Origin of the sequence: uncultured Aquincola sp. (assembly GCF_964001545.1) — a bacterium.
GTDB lineage: Bacteria > Pseudomonadota > Gammaproteobacteria > Burkholderiales > Burkholderiaceae_C > Aquincola.
The window spans coordinates 1-2,653 of the sequence record NZ_CAXFDV010000153.1 but is presented as its reverse complement, the minus strand read 5'-3'; the positions used below and the strand labels follow the sequence as shown (position 1 = coordinate 2,653).

Below are 2,653 nucleotides of genomic sequence, written 5' to 3'. Positions count from 1 at the left end.
GCGCGATCTTTGGCTCGCCCCTCATGACCCCCAGCAACACCTTTGACTACCCCACCCAGCCTGGCCGGGTGCTGACACCCCATGAAGCCCGCACGCGGTACTTCGACGAGCTGAGGCTGCAAGCCGAAGACGGGCGCAACCTGGTGGTGCCGACCCTGTTTGCCACCGTGGTCTACGAACGCGGCGCGGACGCGGACGTGCGCCAGGCCCTGGTGCAGTGCTTTGATGGCTTTGAGCAGCGCTTTGGCAAGCACCTGCGTGGCGGGCACTCCACCCGTACCAAGTTCACTGCCAAGACGAGCAAGGGTGTCGCCAGCACCCGGAAAATGATTCTCGAGGCGCCGCCTTTCGAACGGATCGAGTTCGTCCGCGCGGACGTGACCGACCCGTACACCGCGCCCGAGTACGCGCTGAAGACGCTGACCAACTCCCGCCATCCCACCATCGGCGATGGCGGCATGCTGTCGTACTTGAAGTTCCTGCTGCCCTGGCACCTGGCCGACAGTGAGGTGGGCCTGGCGCAGTACCACGAGTACCTGCGCTTCGTGTGCCGGACGCTGCCGGTGCGCGGCGGCTATGGCGGCCTGACCTCGTCGCTGCCGTTCGACTACGACCGCTACATGCCGATGGAGTACGCCCTGGCCAAACGCTTCACCGGCCTGGAGATCGACGCCATGGCCTACTACGAGAAGAACACCTACCGCATCCTGTCGCAGGAAGGTGATCGGCGCACAGGCCCTGTGTTCGGCTACCTCAAGCCCGGCGCCAACGTCATCCTGGCGGGGCACATCAAGGGGGTCAACTGGATCACCTTGCTGGGCGACGTGTTCGTTGAGCGCCTGGGCGGCGAGGCCGCCTTGCGGCACGCGTTTGTGGACCAGCCCGAGATCGCGGTCGAACGCCAGGGACAGTGCCTGCTGGTGCAAGCGGGGCCGTTGCCACGCCTGGGCGCGCCGGAAGAAGGCTTGCTCGCCCCCTATGCCGCGGTCAACCGGGTGGTGCGCGCCCTGCGCAACCCGGACCACACCGGGCTGCACACCTACATGGAAGACATCGAGCATGCCGACGAAGAGAACAGCCGCGCCTGGCTGGCGCGCTTCGACCTGCCGCAAGACGGCCCGGTGACGCCGTGGACACCCGGCGCGCCGCCCGTGCTGGCGCCGCCGGCACCGGAGCGTGCCATCCCGCTGTCGGCCCGGCCTGGTCAGCCCTGCCCGAAAGAAGGCACCTGGTTTGCGCCGCACCTGCGGATGAAGGAAGTGCACATGAAGCTGGGTGAGCCGATGCCTGCCGAGGCGGTTGGGCCGACCGGTGGGGTGGTCTGGTACTTCAGGGGATGAGGCGGTGAGCTCGGCCGGTAGCGCCTGGCAGCGCGTGCACGACCGCTGGCGCAGCACCCCGCGGCGTTGGAAGGGGCTGGTGCTTGCACTGGCAGCCCTGGTCGCGGCCAGCGTTGGCGGCCTCAACCCCTACTGGCGGCCGTTTTACTTTGGGAATCACACCATGCCTACCCCGACCGAATACGAATGGCACTGCCTGGGCCGCTACATGATCGAGTTGCCCAAGGGTTTTCAGGCGCACACGGAAGGTACCGACGAGTGGTACCGCATGTTCACGCTGTTTTACGGCATGGATATCGACCATAAGCAGGTGGAGGGGCAGGTCAAGAATGCGAACCACAGCCCCGAAGCGTTCGGCTACGCCTACCGCAACTATCGCCATCGCCTGGCGCAGACGGTGAACAGCAACACAGGCCAAGCCATGCTCCTGCAAGAGACGCAGTTGGCGCCCACGGCCTTTGTCTTGCGCCGCATGACCAACGACTACTCCTACATCGGGCAACAGGTGGAGCTGCATCAACTCGTCGGCACGCGGTATGTGATCTTGAAGGCCAAGGCGTATCCGAAGTACCCCGACATGGCAGACCTGCGGCAGATGTACAAGATGATCGATTTTGAGGATCCGGAAGATCGGCTCAAGTCGATCTCCCCCAAGCTGTTCGCCCTCACCAAAGCCACGCCGTCCCGCCCCGGCTTCTGCTTCGGTGGCGTGGTCTTCGATGCGGGGCAGGACACCGAGCGGACCGACTTCGACATCCGTTGGGTGGCCCAGCCGGTGCAACCCCTCCTGTTGGAAGTGTCCTACCAGGGCATGCTCGATGCTGGCACGCGGGAGTCGTTCTATGAACGCATACCGGACCTGGCCCCGGAAACCCGGCTCAAGATGCGTGTGCTGCGCGACCGCACCACCACGGTCGGCCCCGGGCTGCCCTGGCACGAACTGCTGACACGCCAGCACGCCTGGCAAGTGGTGCCAGACACCCGACCCCAGCCGGTCCATGTGTTGCTCGGCCAGCATGCCTACACCCAGGCCACCACGCTGGACAAGCCTGACTTCGAGCTGCGACTGATCGTCGGCGAGGGGGGCCCGAGCCCGTCGCCTCGCCCCTGTCGGACGCCGAGGCGCTGGCCATGTGGGACCGCATCGTGCGGTCCATTCGGCAGCGTTGACGGCAGCGCTGACCACACCCAGTAGCGCGATCTTTGGCTCGCCCCTCATGACCCCCAGCAACACCTTTGACTACCCCACCCAGCCTGGCCGGGTGCTGACACCCCATGAAGCCCGCACGCGGTACTTCGACGAGCTGAGGCTG

General features: G+C 65.8%; 2 protein-coding genes. Both read left to right on the top strand.

Features of this window, described 5'->3' with window-relative positions; genetic code table 11:
- Window positions 1-23 precede the first annotated feature (23 nt).
- Window positions 24-1,340 carry a type VI immunity family protein gene (locus ABNT58_RS05115; protein ID WP_348752428.1) on the top strand — a complete coding sequence of 439 codons (1,317 nt, stop codon included), beginning with the start codon at window positions 24-26 and terminating at the stop codon, window positions 1,338-1,340.
- A 4-nt stretch (window positions 1,341-1,344) separates the two neighbouring features.
- Window positions 1,345-2,535: a hypothetical protein gene (locus ABNT58_RS05110; RefSeq protein ID WP_348752427.1), complete on the top strand. Its 1,191-nt coding sequence runs from the start codon at window positions 1,345-1,347 to the stop codon at window positions 2,533-2,535.
- Window positions 2,536-2,653: the final 118 nt, after the last annotated feature.